This is a genomic window from Bradyrhizobium cenepequi (assembly GCF_020329485.1).
Classification (GTDB): Bacteria; Pseudomonadota; Alphaproteobacteria; order Rhizobiales; family Xanthobacteraceae; genus Bradyrhizobium; species Bradyrhizobium cenepequi.
In genome coordinates this window covers 82,208-101,569 of the sequence record NZ_JAGKJI010000007.1, presented here as the reverse complement: position 1 = coordinate 101,569, position 19,362 = coordinate 82,208, and the positions used below count along the sequence as shown (strand labels likewise).

Below are 19,362 nucleotides of genomic sequence, written 5' to 3'. Positions count from 1 at the left end.
CCATCCCGAATGGGTGTTATGGCGTTTTGGACATGCCAGTCCGGTTGACTCGGCGTGTCCCGGCGGCTTTCTAGCCCTCTCAAGCATCCCCATTTGTGTCGCCATGATCGAGAAAAACTACCAGCCCGCCGATATCGAAAGCCGGATGTCCCGCATCTGGGAGCAGAGCGGCGCCTTCAAGGCCGGCCGCCCCGGGCGGCGCGCCGCCGCCCCGTTTACCATTGTGATCCCGCCGCCGAACGTGACGGGCTCGCTGCACATGGGACATGCGCTGAACAACACGCTGCAGGACGTCCTGTGCCGCTTCGAGCGTATGCGTGGGCGCGACGTGCTCTGGCAGCCGGGGACCGACCATGCCGGCATCGCTACCCAGATGGTGGTCGAGCGGCAGTTGGTGGAGCGGCAGGAGCCAGGGCGGCGCGAGATGGGCCGCGCCAAATTCCTCGAGCGGGTCTGGCAATGGAAGGCCGAGAGCGGCGGCACCATCATCAACCAGCTGAAGCGGCTGGGCGCCTCCTGTGACTGGTCGCGCGAGCGCTTCACGATGGACGAGGGCCTCTCGCGCGCCGTTGTGAAGGTGTTCGTCGAACTCCACCGCGAAGGGCTGATCTACAAGGACAAGCGGCTGGTCAACTGGGACCCGAAGCTTTTGACCGCGATCTCCGATCTCGAGGTGCAGCAGGTCGAGGTCAAGGGCCATCTCTGGTACCTGCGCTATCCGATCGAGGGCAGGGCGTTCAGCCCCGACGATCCCGCAAGCTTCATCGTAGTCGCGACCACGCGCCCGGAAACCATGCTCGGCGATACCGCGGTGGCCGTGCATCCGGACGACGAGCGCTACAGCGCGCTGGTCGGCAGCCACGTGATCCTGCCGCTGGTCGGCCGCAGGATTCCGATCGTGGCCGACGATTATTCCGATCCGGAGAAGGGCTCTGGCGCCGTGAAGGTCACGCCGGCGCACGACTTCAACGACTTCGAGATCGGCAAGCGCCACGGGCTGCCGCAGATCAGCGTGCTCGATCAGGAAGGCAAGCTCTCGCTGGTCGGCAACGAGGACTATCTACGCGGCCTGCCCGAGGGCGCGCTGCAGTTCGCCGAGGAATTCCACGGCGTTGAACGCTTTGCCGCGCGAAAACGGATCGTCGCGCGGCTCGAGGATTTCGGCTTCCTCGAGAAGATCGAGCCGAACACGCATATGGTGCCGCATGGCGACCGCTCCGGCGTCGTCATCGAGCCGTTCCTTACCGACCAGTGGTATGTCGATGCCAACACGCTGGCGCAGCCCGCGATTGCGGCCGTGCGCGCGGGTGAAACGACCTTCGTGCCGAAGAACTGGGAAAAGACCTATTTCGAATGGATGGAGAACATCCAACCCTGGTGCATCTCGCGCCAGCTCTGGTGGGGCCACCAGATCCCGGCATGGTATGGACCCGACGGCAAGGTCTTCGTCGCCGAGACCGAAGAAGAGGCCGTCGGCAACGCGCTCGGCTATTACGTCGAGCAGGAAGTCATCACGCCGGAGCAGGGCCACGACATGGCGGAGGATCCCGCCAAGCGCGAGGGCTTCATCACGCGTGATGAAGACGTGCTCGACACCTGGTTCTCGTCCGCGCTGTGGCCGTTCTCGACGCTCGGCTGGCCGGACGAGGCGCCGGAGCTGCAGCGCTACTATCCAACCAACACCCTCGTCACCGGTTTCGACATCATCTTCTTCTGGGTCGCGCGGATGATGATGATGGGCCTTCACTTCATGAACGAGGTCCCGTTCTCGACCGTCTACATCCACGCCCTCGTCCGCGACGAGAAGGGGGCCAAGATGTCGAAATCGAAGGGCAACGTCATCGACCCGCTGCATCTTGTCGACGAATACGGCGCCGACGCGTTGCGCTTTACGCTGGCCGCGATGGCGGCGCAGGGGCGCGACATCAAGCTGTCGACGCAGCGCGTCGAGGGCTACCGGAACTTCGCCACCAAGTTCTGGAACGCCTGCCGCTTCGCCGAGATGAACGGCTGCGTGCTGCCTGAGGGTTTCGAGCCGGCACAGGCCAAGGAGACGCTCAATCGCTGGATCGCGCACGAGACATCCCGCGTCACGCGCGAGGTGACCGAGGGGATCGAGGCTTATCGCTTCAACGACGCGGCGAATGCGATCTACCGCTTCGTCTGGAACGTGTATTGCGATTGGTATCTCGAACTCGCAAAGCCCGTGCTGTTGGGCGAGGAGGGCGCGGCGAAGGCCGAGACCCGCGCCATGGTCGCCTGGGCGCGGGACGAGATCCTGAAGCTGCTGCACCCGTTCATGCCCTTCATCACCGAGGAGCTGTGGGCGGTGACAGCCAAGCGCGATGGCCTGCTGGTGCTCGCGCCATGGCCGCGCAAGACCGCCCCGCTGAGCGCGGAGCAACTGGCCACGATTTCGCTGGCAGGTCCGACCGAACCGATCATCGCGCCAGTCGTCGCCGCGATCGATGCGGACGAGTTCAGCGATCCCGAAGCGGAGGCCGAGATCGGCTGGGTGGTCGACCTTGTCACCGCGATCCGCTCGGTGCGCGCGGAGATGAACATCCCGCCGGCCACGCTGACGCCGCTGGTGCTCGCCGGCGTTTCCGACGAGACGAAACAGCGGGTGCAGCGCTGGAGCGATGTTGCAAAACGGCTGGCGCGGCTCGCGGACATCTCCTTTGCCGATGCCGCCCCCGAAGGCGCCGTGCAGCTATTGGTGCGCGGTGAGGTCGCGGCGTTGCCGCTGAAGGGCGTGATCGATCTTGCCGCCGAGCGCACGCGGCTCGAGAAGGAAATCGCCAAAGCCGACGCCGATATCAAGCGCGTCGACGCTAAGCTTTCCAACGAGAAGTTCGTCGCCAACGCGCCTGAAGAGATCGTCGAGGAAGAAAAGGAAAAGCGCGAGGCGGCGCTGGAGCGGAAGGCAAAGATCCTCGAGGCGCTGGAGCGGCTGAAGAAGGCGTCTTGAAGCCAGATGCCGTAGGGTGGGCAAAGCGCAGCGTGCCCACCGTTTCTTGCACCGGATCTGAATGGTGGCACGCTGCGCTTTGCCCACCCACCCTACAATTCGTTCCGCAACCTCGCTTACACGAAAATAAAATCAGTCGCGTGGAGCTGATCCACAGTCGTGTTCCTGATCTCGACCGAATTGTTGGCGTCGAAGGTGATCACGACGCTCGTGCCGTTCTGCGCCATGTGCGATTGCAGCGCGCTGAAATCGACGAAGACGGTGCGGTCGAACTGAAGCGCGTCGTGCGCGCCATCGGTGTTCTGGAAGTCGACAATCGCGTCCTTGCCGAAGCCGGGGGCGAACACGAAAGTGTCGTTGCCCGCGCCACCTGACAGCGTGTCGTTGCCGCCGCCATTGAGCCTGTCGTCACCGCTGCCGCCATACAGAACCTCGTGGCCGGTTCCGCCCATCAGCGTGTCGTTGCCGTCATCGCCCTGCATCTGGGTCGCACCCGGACCGCCCTTCAACGAGTCATTGCCGGCGCCTCCGTGCAAGGTGTCGGCTCCCCCGCCGCCGGACAGATAGTCGTTGTCGTCACCGCCATTGATGACGTTGGCTAGCCATCCGCCGTAGAGCTGATCCCGGCCGGCGCCGCCGTCGAGCAGGGCACCGGTGTCGCCCTTGCCGGCCTTGATGATGTCGTTGCCATCATCGCCGTAGAGCTGATCCGTCGCAGTGGCGATGCCGGGTCCGCTGTCGAGCGTATCGTCTCCGGCGCCGCCGTGGATCACGTCGGCACCGGCGCCGCCGTTGATCACATCCTTGCCCGGACCGCCATCGATGACATCGTTGTCGGTGGACGAGCCGAAGAACAGGTCCTGGCGACCGCTCATGTCATAGTGGATCGCCTTGTTCTGATAGAGATTCCAGGTTCCCGGCGAGCTCGGATTGACTGCATCGGAAACCGACAGGTGCTCGCCATTGACCGTGATGTCCTTGATGTAGAGGTTGCGGTCGCCACCCGCACCCGCGATGTCGTTGATGAAAGCGAGATCGAGACTGGAGATCGACGCGGGATTGGCGAATGTGAAGGTGAAGGTCTGGAAGCCCGATGCGTCGGTCGCATTGTGGAACTCGACCGTGCTGCCGATCTGCTGGCCATTGACCAGAAGCTGCATCTGGGCGCCGATGCCGCCGACCACGGAGCTGTAGCCGGTCACGGTGACGGTGGTCTCCGTCAGTTTCGGAATCGTGTCGGGACCGCCGGTGATGGCGTCATTGCCGTCGCCGGCCTTGATCGTATCGTTGCCGACCCCGCCCGACAGCACATCATTGCCGCCGCCGGTATCCATCAGATCGGCGGCCGGAGAGCCCGTCAGCGTCTGGCCGGGTGGCTGGTGCTGGCCGCCATACCACTCTGTAATCAGCTGCTGCGCCGGCTTGCCTTGGGGCGAGTAGCCGAGTTCTGAATATTTGTTGTTCGCGTCCCAGTTCCAGATCGATGCGCCCCTGAACCAGCTGCCGCCTTCCGACCCCCACACCTGAAAGAAGGCGTTGAACGCATCGTATTGTTCTTGGACGTCCTCCGTCGTGCTGCCGGCCCAGCCGCCCGGGCTGATATTGGTGCCGTCGACGCTGCGATAGCCGGTCTCGGTGAAGACCACCTGCTTGTCGTACTGAAGGGCGAGGGAATGGAAGAATTCGACCGGCGACTTATGATCCATCACCTTAGCCCAGTAGTCGTCGGTGGACATCGTGTTCCACGCATTGACCATTTCCTGGACGGTCGGATCACGTTCGGTTGTCAGCGGCGGATAGGCGTTGATGCCGATGACATCGACCTTGTCCCAGAAGCTGACATTGATGGCTTCATCGGTGGCCGCCGCGTAAGTGATTTCGCCGTGGTACACCGCGCGCACGGAATCAATGATGTCGGCCCAGTAGTTTCGATATTCGGGACCTGAGAGCTTGCCGAGTTCATTGCCGACCACGAACATGCTGACGCCGGCTTGCTGGGCGAGCTCCGCCAGATGGACGATCTCGGCCTTGTAGGACGCGAAGAAGGCGGAGGGATCGTCCGGAGTTAGCGCGTATGCGAGTGCGCCGTCGAGAGCCGAGACCATTGGTTTCAGCGAGACCGAAAGCCCGAGCGCCTGCGCATTCGCAATGGCCTGAAGGATGTTGGCGTCACTCTCGGTCTTGCCGGGATCGGCGAATACGTCGTCCGAATGCCTCGTGTTCATAAAGAGCCGGGGCGCGAGCTCGATCGAATTTGCATTGGTGTCTGCGATTGCCTGCATGGCATCGCGCGCCGCGCTCGTGACGAATGCACCATTGTAGTTGGATAGAAATCCGAATCCTTCGACCGTAAACGCGCCAGCCATCGGCACAGCTCCTCAGTTTCTATGTTTTCTATTTTCGCTGTTTCGGTGGCCCAGCGTCTTGCGCAGAACTCTTTCGCCTGCGTTGTGTTCCGTCTTTCAGCAGAGCACAATTCATTGAGCAACTCACACGCGTGCAGCGAAGCGACGCGAGCTTAAATCTGCACGCGCAACGTGGGCGTGTCATGACAGGATTGCGTCGATGTTGCGATTGTTGATGCGTACCGCGTTACGATGGCAATGCAAGTTCGAGTCAAACTGGAAACGGCTTGCTCAGGAATTTCGAACCCTTCACACCGTAACGCCAAGGCAGATCGATTGCCTTGGTGATTCCGATTCGAATCCCTGTGACAATATCGACGCTGCCGATGCGGGCGTGCACCGAGAACGGTGCCTGATCGAGCGGCAGCGCGTTGTGCTCAATCGTTATGCCGAGTGCTTCGGTCAGCTTGCCGGGACCGGAACATAATGCGGGCGCTTCCTTGAGATGCCGCCGCCGCCGCATTGTCGCGATGCCGTGCGTGGGCTCCAGCGCGCGGATCAGCACGGCGCTGGCTGAGCCTTCTTCTTCACAGACGAAATTCACGCACCAATGGATGCCATAGGAGCGATAGACATAGGCAAAACCGGGCGGCCCGAACATCACCCGGTTGCGCGCCGTCGGCCCACGGTAGGAATGAGCGGCCGGATCGGTGTGGTGATAGGCCTCCACCTCCACGATGAGGCCGCCGACGCCATTGAAGAGCAGGGTCGCGCCGATCAGGTCGGGCGCGACCTCGTGCACGCTGCGGCCAAAGAATGAGCGCTTCAGCGGCTTACCGAGGCGGGTCGCTGTTTCGCCCGGCAGTCTGGGATTTTGAACCATTTCGGTGGGAATCGGAGGGAAACGCTCGAGATTGCTGCGCATATGTTGCACGTTCTGCTAGCGTGGGCGAGCCGGGTTGCGGGTTCGGGCAATACGGATTAGCTAACAGTCTCGAATATCCGCAGATTTTCCCATGGTCACCCTGATCGATACCATTTCGTCCAATCCGGTGCGTCCGCGCCATCCCGAAAAGGCGAATCGGCCCGACGCGCTGTCGCCGCCGAAGCCGGACTGGATCCGGGTGCGGGCGCCGAATACGCGCGGCTATGCCGATACCCGCAAGATCGTGAAGGAGAACGGCCTCGTCACGGTCTGCGAGGAGGCGGGCTGCCCGAACATCGGCGAGTGCTGGGACAAGAAGCACGCCACCTTCATGATCATGGGGGACACCTGCACCCGGGCGTGCGCGTTCTGCAACGTCAAGACCGGGATGCCCGGGGCACTCGATGCCGCTGAGCCGGAGCACGTGGCGGAGGCGACGTTCAAGCTCGGGCTGTCCCATGTCGTCATCACCTCGGTCGACCGCGACGACCTTGCCGACGGTGGCGCCGAGCATTTTGCCCAGACCGTCCGCGCCATCCGCGCGCGCTGCCCGAATACCACGATCGAACTTCTCACCCCCGACTTCCTGCGCAAGGACGGCGCGCTTGAGGTCGTGGTGGCGGCAAAGCCCGACGTGTTCAACCACAATCTTGAGACGGTGCCCTCGCGCTATCTGTCCGTGCGGCCCGGCGCGCGTTATTTCCACTCGATCCGCCTGCTGCAGCAGGTGAAAGAGATCGACCCGACGATCTTCACCAAGTCCGGCATCATGGTGGGCCTTGGCGAGGAGCGACACGAAGTGCTGCAGGTGATGGACGACCTGCGCTCGGCCGATGTCGATTTCCTCACCATTGGCCAATATCTGCAACCGACACGGAAGCATCACGCCGTGATGAGCTATGTCACGCCGGACGAGTTCGCAGGCTACGAGAAGGTCGCCTATACCAAGGGCTTCCTGATGGTGTCGGCAAGCCCGTTGACGCGCTCGTCCCATCATGCGGGCGACGATTTCGCCAAACTGCAAGCGGCGCGGGCCGCGTTGTCCCGCTGAGCCAGACATGCCGAGATTTTCCAGCAAGCGGCGGGTCCGTCACTCCGCGTCGCAGATGTTCGATCTGGTCGCTGATGTCGAGCGCTATCCCGAATTCGTGCCGCTATGCCAGGCGCTGAAGATCCGGCAACGCACACCGAACGAGGACGGCACCGAGGTCCTTGTGGCTGACATGACGGTTTCGTTCAAGGTGGTGCGCGAGAGCTTTACCAGCCGGGTCACGCTTGACCGGCCCAACCTGAAGATCATGGTCGAATATCTGCGCGGCCCCTTCAGCAATCTCGAGAACCGCTGGAGCTTTGAGGCGAAATCCGAGACCGAATGCGACGTCGGCTTCTTCATCTCGTACGAGTTCAGAAGCCGGATGCTGGCGATGCTGATGGGATCGATGTTCGATGCCGCATTCCAACGCTTCGCCGCCGCGTTCGAGAAACGCGCGGACAGAGTTTACGGCAAGCCGGCCACGACTATTTAAGTGCGCGGCGGCCGCCGGCGTTTGACGGCGCTGCGGCGCGGGGACCGCGCGACGCGGGGGCGCAGGCGGCTGGCGGCTTCGCGGCGTGGCTTGACCGCGGCCTGCGGGCCGCGCGCCAGTTCCATCAGCATGCGCAGGGCTTCCACCACGGAGCGTTGCCGCACCGCGCTGCGTCCGATCGCGCCGAAGCGGTGCTCACGATGCATGATCCGACCATCGCGAGCCGCAACCGCGAAGTGCACCAGGCCCACCGGCTTGCCTGGCGTGGCGCCACCGGGGCCGGCGATACCCGTGATCGCGACCGCGAGATCGACGCCTGCGCGCTCCAGGGCACCGACCGCCATGGCGGTTGCGGTCTCCTTGCTGACCGCGCCGAATGTCGAAAGCGTCAGCGCATTGACGCCAAGCATCGCTCGCTTGGCCTCGTTGGAATAGGTGACGAAGCCGCGATCGATGACGTCCGATGAGCCGGGGATATCGGTGAGGGCGCCGGCGACCAATCCACCGGTACAGGACTCCGCCGTCGCGATGGTCAATTTCCGCATCCGGCACAGGTCGAGCAGCGAGCGGGAGAGGGCGCGCGCGTCGCTGCCGCTCATGTTACTCGCTCCAACCTTTGTCGTTCCAAGGCAGGCGAATGGTGGCGCTCGCGGTGGCCGCGATGCCCTCCTCACGACCGGTGAAGCCCAGTTTCTCGCTGGTGGTCGCTTTCACGGCGATGCGCGAGATGTTCACGCCCGATATTTCGGCGATCTTCGCACGCATGGTGTCTCGCAGCGGGCCGATCTTCGGCCGCTCGCAGATCAGCGTCACCTCGAGATTGGCGATGCGGCCGCCGCGCGCGGTGACGCGATCGACCGCATATTTCAGGAACCGGTCGGACGAGGCGCCTTTCCACTGCGGATCGCTCGGCGGAAAATGCGAGCCGATGTCGCCGTCCGCGAGCGCGCCGAGGATGGCGTCGACCAGCGCATGCAGGCCGACATCGCCGTCGGAATGAGCGAGAAAACCCTTCGTGTGCGGCACCCGCACGCCGCAGATCATCACATGGTCGCCTTCACCGAAGGCATGAACGTCATAGCCGGTGCCCGTCCTGATGTCGCCGAGCAGGCTTGCGAGGCGGGCTTCCTCGCGGACGAAATCTTCGGGTGTGGTGAGCTTCATGTTCGCAGGATCGCCTTCAAAGGTCGCCACCGTCAATTCCGCCCATTCGGCAATCGCGGCATCGTCGGTGAAGTCGCTCAAGCCCTCGCGCGCGGCGCGGCGGTGTGCCTCCAGGATCGCGTCAAAACGAAAGACTTGTGGCGTCTGTGCGATTCGCAGCCGCGCGCGATCCGGCGTCGCTTCGACATCGCCGTTCGCATCGGTCAGCTTGATGGTGTCGGTGACCGCGGCAACGGGAATGGCGGCGCCAGTACGGCCGGCCGCGTCGATCGCGCGCGAGATCAGCGCCTGCGTCACGAAGGGCCGCGCCGCATCGTGGATCAGCACGATGTCGGGCTTCTCGCTGGCAAGCGCCTCAAGCCCCGCATGGACGGACGCCTGCCTGGTCGCACCACCACTTGCCGGCGACCGGTGGCGAAGGCCCACAACTGCTTCGTTGAAGAGGACGGCATCATCAGGATTGACGACAGGCTGCACCGCGAAAACATCGGGATGGCGGCTGAACGGCTCCATCGCCCGGAAGATCACCGTCTGCCCGCCGATCGCCCGGTATTGCTTCGGCCCACCCGCGCCGGCGCGAAGCCCGCGGCCGGCTGCGACAAGGATGGCGGCGGTACGCTCAGGTCTGGGCATTGGACGAAACTGTATACGAGTCCGGTTGAGGAGGGGGGCCGGCCTTTTCGCCAGCGCACAGCCCTTACCACGCTGGATGCGCAATGACAGGGCTATTCCCATTCCCTGTGGGAAAAGCGGTTGTTGTTGCAGTGCACTTGCGCAAATGGTAGGAATGTCTAAACCGTAGGCATAAGGCTTGACTGCACAAGAATTGTGCTCACAATATAAGGCAGCGGCGCGATGAGGCTGCCGCCAGCAACACGAGAAGTCCGTGACCGGCCTCACAGGAACACGTTGTAAACCGTTGAAAATAGGCGACATTGCCGTCGCCAACCCGGTGCTTCTCGCCCCCATGTCCGGCGTCACCGATGCGCCGTTTCGGCGTCTGGCGGCGAGTCTCGGCGCGGGGCTTGTGATCTCCGAGATGACAGCCAGCGATGATCTTGCGCGAGGCAGGCCCATCTCGCTTTTGCGCTGCGAGGCGGCCGGGATCGGACCGCATGTAGTCCAACTGGCAGGCTGCGAGACCCGCTGGATGGCCGAGGGCGCGAGGATCGCGGAAGCGGCGGGCGCCAACATCATCGATATCAATATGGGCTGCCCTGCGCGCCAGGTGACCGGCGGCCAGTCCGGCTCCGCTTTGATGCGCGACCTCGACCATGCCACAAGCCTGATCGAGGCGACGATCGCGGCGGTCAAGGTGCCGGTGACGCTGAAGATGCGGCTGGGCTGGGACGACCGCTCGCGCAACGCGCCGGAACTGGCGCGCCGTGCGCAAGCGGCCGGCGTGCGGATGGTGACGGTGCATGGCCGCACCCGCTGTCAGTTCTACAAGGGCGAGGCGGATTGGGCGGCCGTGCGCGAAGTCAGCGACGCCGTCTCCATCCCGCTCGTCGTCAATGGCGACATCACTTCTTTCGAGACGGCGGTGACCGCGCTCGAGCAGTCCGGCGCCGCCGCGGTCATGATCGGACGCGGCGCGCAGGGCCAGCCCTGGCTGCCGGGGCAGATCGCCCGCCGGCTCGAGACCGGCATTGTGGAAAATACGCCGCCGCTGGCCGAGCAACTCAACCATATCCGTGAACTCTACGATGCCGTCCTGGGCCATTACGGGGTCCGTGTCGGGCTCAAGCACGCGCGAAAGCATGTCGGGTGGGCGCTGGAGATCGCCGCCCACTATAGCCGCGCTCCGGCAGCGACGCTAAAGGGCTGGCGGCAAAGGATCCTGACCTCCGACGAACCCTTAAGCGTGCATCAATCGCTTCAGAATGCTTACGACGATTTTGCATGGAGTGCTGCTGCATGACATCACTCGCAGACACTCGCCGGCGCATGCCCTCCGACAGCGAGGCCATCCTCAACGCGCTGCCGAACCCGGTGCTGCTGGTTGCGCCGGATGGCCGCATCGTCGACGCCAATATCGCCGCTGAATCATTCTTCGAAATCTCCACACAGTTCCTGCAGCGGCAGTCGCTGAAGGAGCTGGTGCCGTTCGGCAGTCCGCTGCTCGCGCTGATCGACCAGGTGCGTGCCAGCGGCTCGCCGGTCAACGAATACAAGGTTGATCTCGGCACGCCACGGATCGGCGGCGACCGCCAGGTCGACCTGCATGTGGCGCCGGTCACGGAGCGGGCTGGGCATATCGTCGTGATGCTGCAGGAGCGCACCATCGCCGACAAGATGGACCGGCAGCTCACCCACCGCAGCGCCGCGCGCTCGGTGATTGCGCTGGCGGCGATGCTGGCGCATGAAATCAAGAATCCGCTGTCGGGCATCCGCGGCGCGGCGCAACTCTTGGAGCAGCAGGCCTCCTCGGACGACCGCATGCTGACCCGGCTGATCTGCGACGAGGCCGACCGCATCGTCACTTTGGTCGACCGCATGGAAGTGTTCGGCGACGACCGTCCGGTTGCCCGCGGCCCGGTCAACATCCATTCGGTGCTCGACCACGTCAAACGGCTGGCGCAGTCGGGCTTCGCGCGCAACGTCCGCTTCATCGAGGACTACGACCCGTCGCTGCCGCCGGTGCTCGCCAACCAGGATCAGCTGATCCAGGTGTTCCTCAATCTCGTGAAGAACGCCGCCGAGGCGGTGGCCGATCTCGGCACTGATGCCGAAATCCAGCTCACCACCGCGTTCCGTCCGGGCGTCCGCCTGTCGGTGCCCGGCATGAAATCGCGGGTGTCGCTGCCGCTGGAATTCTGCGTCAAGGACAACGGCTCCGGCGTGCCGGAAGACCTGTTGCCCAATCTGTTCGACCCCTTCGTCACCACAAAACAGACTGGCAGTGGCCTCGGGCTTGCGCTTGTGGCCAAAATCGTCGGCGATCATGGTGGCATCATCGAATGCGAATCCCAGCCGCGGAAGACCACCTTCCGCGTGCTGATGCCGATGTACAACCCCGCCAAACAAATCGACCAAAGCAGCCGCGAGGACGTTCCGGGTACGCCATCGCATGCCTCACAGGACTCAAGATGAGGAAAGACAATGCCCGCAGGTAGCATTCTCGTTGCTGATGACGACACCGCCATCCGCACCGTTCTCAACCAGGCCCTGTCACGCGCCGGGTACGAGGTGCGGTTGACCGGCAACGCCGCGACGCTGTGGCGCTGGGTCAGCCAGGGCGAGGGCGATCTCGTGATCACCGACGTGGTGATGCCCGACGAGAACGCGTTCGACCTGTTGCCGCGCATCAAGAAGATGCGGCCGAACCTGCCCGTCATCGTCATGAGCGCGCAAAACACCTTCATGACGGCCATCAGGGCCTCCGAGCGCGGCGCCTACGAATATCTGCCGAAGCCCTTCGACCTGAAGGAATTGATCACCATCGTCGGTCGTGCGCTCGCTGAGCCGAAGGAGAGGGTGACGAGCGCCGCCGACGACTCCGAGTTCGACTCGATCCCGCTCGTCGGCCGCTCGCCGGCGATGCAGGAAATCTACCGCGTGCTGGCGCGGTTGATGCAGACCGACCTCACCGTGATGATCTCGGGTGAATCCGGCACCGGCAAGGAACTGGTCGCCCGCGCGCTGCACGACTACGGCAAGCGGCGGAACGGCCCCTTCGTTGCCGTCAACATGGCGGCGATCCCGCGCGACCTGATCGAGTCGGAATTGTTCGGTCATGAGCGCGGCGCGTTCACCGGCGCCAATACCCGCGCTTCCGGCCGGTTCGAGCAGGCGGAAGGCGGTACGCTCTTCCTCGACGAGATCGGCGACATGCCGATGGAGGCGCAGACCCGGCTGCTGCGCGTGCTGCAGCAGGGCGAATACACCACCGTCGGCGGACGCACCCCGATCAAGACCGACGTGCGCATCGTCGCCGCCAGCAACAAGGATCTGCGGATCCTGATCCAGCAAGGTTTGTTCCGCGAAGACCTGTTCTTCCGCCTGAACGTTGTGCCGCTGCGGCTGCCGCCGCTGCGCGAGCGGATCGAGGATCTGCCCGACCTCATCAGGCACTTCTTCGCGCTCGCCGAGAAGGACGGCCTGCCGCCAAAGAAGCTCGACGCACAGGCCTTGGAGCGACTGAAGCAGCACCGCTGGCCCGGCAACGTTCGTGAGCTGGAAAACCTCGCACGCCGGCTGGCGGCCCTTTATCCACAGGACGTGATCACCTCGTCCGTGATCGACGGCGAGCTGGCTCCGCCGGCCGTCAACTCCGGCGGCAACACGCAGCACGGCGTCGACAATCTCGGCGGCGCGGTCGAGGCCTATCTATCGTCGCACTTCTCCGGCTTCCCGAACGGCGTGCCGCCGCCGGGGCTCTACCACCGGATCCTCAAGGAGATCGAGGTACCGCTACTGACGGCCGCGCTTGCGGCGACCCGCGGCAACCAGATCCGCGCCGCCGACCTGCTCGGTCTCAACCGCAATACGCTGCGCAAAAAGATCAGGGACCTCGATATTCAGGTTTACCGGAGCGGCGGCTAGCTGCGCATGTCTCATTGGGCTTCGGTGCACTGCACCAGCCCCGAAAGGCAGGCCTTCCGAGAGCGCCTGTGGACCCTGTTCATTCTTAAGCCGGCGCCGTGGAAATGTCGCAATTCGGCAACATTGTGATATGATTGCATCAGTTCGCTCAACCGGCGGACGTTGAGGCCTTCAGTTCATCCTTGCCGGGAATGACCAGCCCAGAGACCACGGCTCAGCCGTACGAACCTTCGCGTACCGAAAAAAGGGGGCTGCCGCTCGCGAAGTGGCTGGCGTCCTTCGCCGTGGCCATTGCGCTGCTGTCGGCACTCCTGACATTCGTGGTGCTCGCCGGGCTGACCCCGATCGAGCCGACTAAGAACGTTGTCTATTCGTTCCTGCTGATCAATGCAGCCACCATCCTGCTGCTCGTGGGTATCATCCTCCGCGAGGTCTGGCAGGTCGTGCAGGCGAGGCGCCGCGGCCGCGCCGCCGCTCGGCTGCATGTCCAGATCGTCAGCCTGTTCTCGATCATCGCGGTGCTCCCGGCGGTCCTGGTGGCGATTGTCGCCAATGTCACCATCGACCGCGGCCTCGACCGCCTGTTCTCGGGGCCGACCCGGGAGGTGATCCAGAATTCGTTGATCATCGCCCGCGCCTACACCTACGAGCACGCCCAGCTGATCAATAGCGACATCCTGGGGATGGCGAACGACATAGCGAGCGCGCGGCCGCTGTTCGATCAAGATCGGCGGACGTTCAAGGAATTGCTGTCGTCGAGCGCCGCCGCGCGCAATCTGCCGGGCGCCATGTTGATAGACAAGGAAGGCAACATTCTCGAGAGCGCAGAGACCGGCCTTCAGCTGGTCTTTACCACTCCACCTGCGGAGCTGCTCAACAGCGTGGGCGAAAACAAGCCGGAGATTTCCGTCTTCCCGGAAGAGAATTATGTCGCCGCGGTCGTCCGCCTGCGCGCCTTCAACGATACCTTCCTTTACGTCGCGCGTCTGCTCGATCCGCGGGTGGTCGGCCAGCTAAAGCAAACCCAGGCCAGTGTCGCCGAATATGCCGAGATCGAGTCCCGCAGGCTCGGTATCCAGGTCGCGTTCGCGCTGATGTTTGCCGTGATCGCGCTGACGATCCTGATGGCATCGGTGCTGCTTGGGCTGAATTTCGCCAACTGGCTGGTCGAGCCGGTCCGCCACTTGATGAGTGCCGCCAATCAGGTCTCCACAGGCGATCTCAGCATCCAGGTTCCCGTCCACAAGTCCGAGGGCGATCTCGCCCAGCTCGGGCAAACCTTCAACAAGATGACGCAGGAGTTGCGGACCCAGCGCGACGAACTCGTCAATGCCAGCGAACTGATCGACAGCCGCCGCCGCTTCATCGAGGCGGTGTTGTCGTCGGCGAGCGCCGGCATCATAGGTGTCGATGCGTCCGGCAGCGTCGGCATCCTCAATCGCTCGGCGGAGAAGCTGATCGGCCATGCCGAGTCGGAGACCCTGGGCCATCCGCTTTCGGACGTGCTTCCCGAGCTCGACGAAATGATGAAAACGGCGCGGGAGGGCAGCCAGCGCCTGGTCCAGGGCCAGATCACCATCACCCGCGACGGCCACGAGCGCAATCTGTCGGTCCGCATCTCCGCCGAGAAGACCAGCCATTCGTGGGACAATTACATCATCACCCTCGACGACATCACCGAGCTGGTCTCGGCCCAGCGCACCTCCGCCTGGGGCGACGTCGCGCGTCGTATCGCGCACGAGATCAAAAATCCGCTGACGCCGATCCAGCTTTCGGCCGAACGCATCCGCCGCAAATTCGGCAAGACCATCACCGAGCCGAAGGACAAGTCCATCTTCGACCAATGCACCGACACCATCGTGCGCCAGGTCGACGACATCAGGCGCATGGTCGACGAATTCTCGCGCTTTGCCCGCATGCCGAAGCCGGTGATGGAAGGTGAGGATGTCGCCGACACCGTGCGGCAGGCGGTGTTCCTGATGAAGGTCGCGCACCCCGAGCTCGATATCGAGGCCGACATCAAGCAGGACCCGATGCGGGCGCAGTTCGATCGCCGGCTGATCTCGCAGGCGTTGACCAACATCATCAAGAACGCGACCGAAGCGATCGAGCAGGTGCCGGCGGAAGAACTAGGCAAGGGGCGGATCGACGTCATCGCGCAGCGCGAAGGCGAGGAGATCATCATCGACGTGGTCGACAATGGCATCGGCCTGCCGAAGGTCGCACGCGCACGGCTGCTCGAGCCCTACGTCACGACGCGCCAGAAGGGCACCGGGCTCGGGCTCGCGATCGTCGGCCGCGTGCTCGAGGACCATGGCGGCCGCATCGAGCTGAAGGATGCCTCCGACTTCCGTCCCGGGCAGCGCGGTGCCTGGATGCGGCTTCGATTCGCCGTCTCCGGCCAGCCGCCAAAGGCAGAGGCGAAGGAGCCGCCTCCGACGACCGGCCCGGAGTCGCAGCAGTCAGGCGCGCCCGACCAAGAAAAAAATCCGCCGGAGTCCGCGACCAGCGACCCGGCATCCACGACCAATATCCAACCAATAATCAAAGCCGCGACAGGCGACTGACAGGCAGGTGTAACCCATGGCCAGTGACATTCTGATTGTCGACGATGAAGCAGACATTCGCGACCTCGTTGCGGGAATTCTGGAAGACGAAGGTTTTTCCACGCGCACCGCGCGCGACAGCGATTCGGCGCTGGCGGAGATCGCCAGCCGCCGCCCGCATCTGGTCTTCCTCGACATCTGGCTGCAGGGCTCCAAGCTCGACGGATTGCAGCTTCTGGAGCAGATCAAGAAGGAAAATGCCGACCTGCCGGTGGTGATGATCTCCGGCCACGGCAACATCGAAACCGCGGTCGCCGCGATCAAGCGCGGCGCGTACGACTTCATCGAAAAGCCGTTCAAGTCGGATCGGCTGATCCTGGTTGCCAACCGCGCGCTGGAGAATTCACGCCTCAAGCGCGAAGTGAAAGAACTCAAACAACAGGCTCCAACTGCAAGTATTTTGACCGGCCGCTCTGCCTGCATGAACCAGCTTCGTCAGACCATCGAGCGCGCCGCCAAGGCCAACAGCCGCATCCTGATCGTGGGGCCGGCAGGCTCGGGCAAGGAGCTGGTGGCCCGTACGCTGCACCAGGCGTCAAGCCGTGTCGACGGCCCGTTCGTCGTCATCAATGCGGCCGCCATCACGCCGGAGCGGATGGAGGTCGAGCTGTTCGGCATCGAGGCATCCAATGGCGAGCAGCCGCGGAAGCCGGGCGCCCTGGAAGAGGCCCATGGCGGCACGCTGTTCATCGACGAGATCGCCGATATGCCGCGCGAAACCCAGAACAAGATCCTGCGCGTGCTGGTCGACCAGACCTTTCAGCGCTCCGGCGGCACCGCAAAGATCCATGTCGACGTCCGCATCATCTCCTCCACGGCCCGCAACCTGGAGGAGGAGATCGCGGCCGGCCACTTCCGCGAGGATCTCTACCATCGCCTGTCGGTGGTGCCGATCCGGGTGCCACCGCTGTCCGAGCGGCGTGAGGATATCCCTGAATTGATCGACTATTTCATGGAGCAGATCTCTGCGGCGACTGGCCTGCCGAAGCGGCAGATCGGCCAGGACGCGATGGCGGTGCTGCAGTCCCATGTGTGGCCCGGCAACGTCCGCCAGCTCCGCAACAATGTCGAGCGGGTGATGATTCTGGCTGGCGGCGGCCCGGAGGCGATCATCACGGCGGACATGTTGCCGCAGGACGTCGGCTCGATGGTGCCGGCGATGCCGACCAGCAGCAATGGGGAGCACATCATGGGACTGCCGCTGCGCGAGGCGCGCGAGGTGTTCGAGCGCGACTATCTGATTGCCCAGATCAGTCGGTTTTCTGGCAATATCTCGCGCACGGCGGAGTTCGTGGGCATGGAGCGTTCGGCGCTCCATCGCAAACTCAAGGCGCTGGGGGTAGGCTGAGCCATCCGGTCGCACATCCATGCAATCGACTGGGAACGATCGCTTTTTTCCCCATGCTTTTGCGGCAATTGCCGATTCTTGTTCATCGGCGGCGCGTCAACTGGCTTGCCTAATGGGCGGGCCTGCCCTCTAATCCTACCGCCGAGCCTGTCAGAGGGGGAACTCAGGGCGGGCCGGCGACCGGGGAGGGGCTCCGTCAGAGGGCTCCAACCGGTTCCAACAATCCAATAAGAAGAACCACAAGACGGCGGGACAACAAAAATGGCGGCAGACCGCGCTCAAAATCTACAAGACACCTTCCTAAATCACGTTCGTAAGACCAAGACGCCACTGACGATCTTTCTGGTGAATGGCGTGAAACTGCAGGGTATTGTCACATGGTTTGACAATTTCTGCCTTTTACTCCGGCGCGACGGTCATTCGCAGCTTGTCTACAAGCACGCGATCTCGACCATCATGCCGGGCGCACCGATCCAGTTGTTTGAAGGCGGTGAGGATACACAGGGTTGAGAGTGAACTGATTGGAGCCCCGTAATCGTGAAGGGGCCGCCGACCGGCCACGGTCGGCGGAGGGAGTTAAGACGGGCCGGGTCGTTGTCATCGGCCCCTATATGCGGATGCGCCGCGGCGACGCCGCGGCGCAAACGGAAGCGTCTGTGCGCGACTTCGAGGGGCGGATCGAGGAAGCGACGGGCCTCGCGCGCGCCATCGACCTCACGGTGATCGACAGCGTGATCGCGCCGGTCGGCCAGATCAGGCCGGCGACCTATCTCGGCAAGGGCAAGGTCGAGGAGATCTCCGGCCTCGTCGGCGGCCACAACATCGAGCTCGTGGTGATGGATTGCGCGCTGTCGCCGATCCAGCAACGCAACCTGGAAAAGGCCTGGAACACGAAGGTGCTCGATCGCACCGGCCTGATCCTGGAGATCTTCGGCCGGCGCGCCAAGACTAGGGAAGGTGCGCTGCAGGTCGAGCTCGCGCATCTCAATTACCAGCGCAGCCGGCTGGTGCGGTCGTGGACCCATCTTGAGCGCCAGCGCGGCGGCTTCGGCTTCATGGGCGGTCCCGGCGAAACCCAGATCGAGGCTGACCGCCGGCTGATCAGCGAGCGCATCACCAGGCTCGAAAGCGACCTGAAGAAGGTGCAGGCGACGCGGCGATTGCACCGCGCCGGGCGCCAGCGCGTGCCATACCGTGTGGTGGCGCTGGTCGGCTACACCAACGCGGGCAAGTCGACGCTGTTCAACCGCCTGACCCGTGCCGATGTCCAGGCCGCCGACATGTTGTTCGCGACGCTCGATCCGACGCTCCGCGCGCTGCATCTGCCGCATGGTGGCAAGGCGATGCTGTCGGACACCGTCGGCTTCATCTCCAACCTGCCGACACAGCTTGTCGCAGCATTCCGCGCCACTCTGGAAGAGGTGCTGGAAGCCGACCTCATCCTCCACGTCCGCGACATCTCGCACGAGGATGCGGACGCTCAGGAGCGCGACGTCGAGGCTGTGCTGCGCCAGCTCGGCATCGATCCGGATGTCGACGGTGGCCAGCGGATCATCGAAGTCTGGAACAAGATCGACTGCTTCGATCCCGAGGAGCGTGCGAATTTGCGCAACATCGCCGCCCGCCGTCCGCCGGAGCGGCCGGCCTTCCTGGTCTCTGCCTGGAACGGGGAGGGCGTCGACGAACTCTTGGCCGCCATCGAGAACCGGCTGGCAACCAAGCGGATGACGCTGGATCTGTCGATCGATGCCGCTGACGGCGCCGGCATCAGCTGGCTGCACCGCAATTCCGAGGTGCTCGACAAGAAGCTGCACGACGGCCGCTTCGACATGACGGTCCGCGTCGACGAGACCAAGCGCGATATCGTCGTGTCACGCTTCGACGCCGTGCCGCATGTGATGTAGGCGGGAAGCGGCCGTAGCCCGGATGGAG

Annotated in this window: 14 protein-coding genes; 10 read left to right on the top strand and 4 right to left on the bottom strand. The window is 63.8% G+C overall.

Annotated elements, in window-relative coordinates; genetic code table 11:
- The first annotated feature begins 103 nt into the window (after positions 1 to 103).
- A complete protein-coding gene (locus tag J6497_RS11005) occupies positions 104 to 2,971 on the top strand; it encodes a valine--tRNA ligase (RefSeq protein WP_225704287.1) in 2,868 nt (955 codons plus the stop codon).
- Positions 2,972 to 3,087: 116 nt separating this feature from the next.
- On the opposite strand, the gene J6497_RS11000 is transcribed toward J6497_RS11005, so the two are convergent.
- Complete coding sequence (locus J6497_RS11000; RefSeq protein WP_225704286.1) at positions 3,088 to 5,337, bottom strand: glycoside hydrolase family 113; 2,250 nt, start codon at positions 5,335 to 5,337, stop codon at positions 3,088 to 3,090.
- Between the two features lie 250 nt (positions 5,338 to 5,587).
- Positions 5,588 to 6,199: a DNA-3-methyladenine glycosylase gene (locus tag J6497_RS10995; RefSeq protein ID WP_225704285.1), complete on the bottom strand. Its 612-nt coding sequence runs from the start codon at positions 6,197 to 6,199 to the stop codon at positions 5,588 to 5,590.
- Between the two features lie 133 nt (positions 6,200 to 6,332).
- Between J6497_RS10995 and lipA the strand changes: the two genes are divergently transcribed.
- Together lipA and J6497_RS10985 are read left to right on the top strand one after the other, a co-directional pair.
- Positions 6,333 to 7,292 carry a lipoyl synthase gene (lipA, locus tag J6497_RS10990; RefSeq protein WP_225704284.1) on the top strand — a complete coding sequence of 320 codons (960 nt, stop codon included), beginning with the start codon at positions 6,333 to 6,335 and terminating at the stop codon, positions 7,290 to 7,292.
- 7 nt (positions 7,293 to 7,299) lie between these two features.
- Positions 7,300 to 7,767: a type II toxin-antitoxin system RatA family toxin gene (locus J6497_RS10985; protein ID WP_225704283.1), complete on the top strand. Its 468-nt coding sequence runs from the start codon at positions 7,300 to 7,302 to the stop codon at positions 7,765 to 7,767.
- Here J6497_RS10985 and J6497_RS10980 read toward each other — a convergent pair.
- Both J6497_RS10980 and J6497_RS10975 read right to left on the bottom strand, forming a co-directional pair.
- Positions 7,764 to 8,366 carry a CinA family protein gene (locus J6497_RS10980; protein ID WP_225704282.1) on the bottom strand — a complete coding sequence of 201 codons (603 nt, stop codon included), beginning with the start codon at positions 8,364 to 8,366 and terminating at the stop codon, positions 7,764 to 7,766. The two genes, J6497_RS10985 and J6497_RS10980, sit on opposite strands and share 4 nt — an antisense overlap.
- Position 8,367: 1 nt before the next feature.
- The gene (locus J6497_RS10975; RefSeq protein WP_225704281.1) at positions 8,368 to 9,564 is read right to left on the bottom strand and encodes a bifunctional 2-C-methyl-D-erythritol 4-phosphate cytidylyltransferase/2-C-methyl-D-erythritol 2,4-cyclodiphosphate synthase; all 1,197 of its coding nucleotides are present in this window, start codon (positions 9,562 to 9,564) and stop codon (positions 8,368 to 8,370) included.
- A gap of 286 nt (positions 9,565 to 9,850) precedes the next feature.
- Between J6497_RS10975 and dusB the strand changes: the two genes are divergently transcribed.
- From dusB to hflX, 7 genes are all read left to right on the top strand, one after another.
- On the top strand, positions 9,851 to 10,852 hold the full coding sequence (gene dusB / locus J6497_RS10970; protein WP_225704424.1) for a tRNA dihydrouridine synthase DusB: 1,002 nt from the start codon (positions 9,851 to 9,853) through the stop codon (positions 10,850 to 10,852).
- Complete coding sequence (locus J6497_RS10965; protein WP_225704280.1) at positions 10,849 to 12,024, top strand: two-component system sensor histidine kinase NtrB; 1,176 nt, start codon at positions 10,849 to 10,851, stop codon at positions 12,022 to 12,024. Before dusB ends, J6497_RS10965 begins: the two co-directional genes overlap by 4 nt.
- 9 nt (positions 12,025 to 12,033) lie before the next feature.
- A complete protein-coding gene (gene ntrC / locus J6497_RS10960; protein ID WP_225704279.1) occupies positions 12,034 to 13,476 on the top strand; it encodes a nitrogen regulation protein NR(I) in 1,443 nt (480 codons plus the stop codon).
- 191 nt (positions 13,477 to 13,667) lie between these two features.
- Positions 13,668 to 16,043, top strand: a complete 2,376-nt coding sequence (locus J6497_RS10955; protein WP_225704278.1) for a sensor histidine kinase NtrY-like — start codon at positions 13,668 to 13,670, stop codon at positions 16,041 to 16,043.
- Between the two features lie 16 nt (positions 16,044 to 16,059).
- Positions 16,060 to 17,430, top strand: coding sequence for a nitrogen assimilation response regulator NtrX (gene ntrX, locus J6497_RS10950; RefSeq protein WP_225704277.1), 1,371 nt, complete (start codon positions 16,060 to 16,062; stop codon positions 17,428 to 17,430).
- Between the two features lie 261 nt (positions 17,431 to 17,691).
- Positions 17,692 to 17,940 (top strand): RNA chaperone Hfq, encoded by a 249-nt coding sequence (gene hfq, locus J6497_RS10945; RefSeq protein WP_027578348.1) that lies wholly within the window; start codon positions 17,692 to 17,694, stop codon positions 17,938 to 17,940.
- Between the two features lie 11 nt (positions 17,941 to 17,951).
- A complete protein-coding gene (gene hflX / locus J6497_RS10940) occupies positions 17,952 to 19,334 on the top strand; it encodes a GTPase HflX (RefSeq protein ID WP_225704276.1) in 1,383 nt (460 codons plus the stop codon).
- Positions 19,335 to 19,362: the final 28 nt, after the last annotated feature.